Consider the following 277-nt stretch of genomic DNA (forward strand, 5'->3'; position numbering starts at 1 on the left):
ACTGCCCAGCCAGCAGGGCCGCAAGCCCGTCCTGGTCGTCACCATCAGCCTCGACACTCTGCGAGGAACCAACGATCTGCCCGGCGAACTCAAACGATCCGGCACCATCCCCGCCGACCTCGCCCGGAAGATCGCCCGCCAAGCCGGCCGGGTCATCGTCATCCCGGTCCATGGGACTACCGGTCAACACGCCCACGGACCGGGCGATCAAGCCAACTGCACCGAGACCTCACCCCGCTACAAACCGCGCCAGAGCGTCATCGACAAAGTCCTGGGA

1 pseudogene is annotated in these 277 nt (G+C 66.1%); it reads left to right on the plus strand.

The annotated features are described in order from the left end of the window. Positions 1-277: pseudogene (locus QSK05_RS36110) on the plus strand (hypothetical protein); the annotation flags it as partial.

The organism is Kineosporia sp. NBRC 101731, from assembly GCF_030269305.1.
GTDB lineage: Bacteria > Actinomycetota > Actinomycetes > Actinomycetales > Kineosporiaceae > Kineosporia.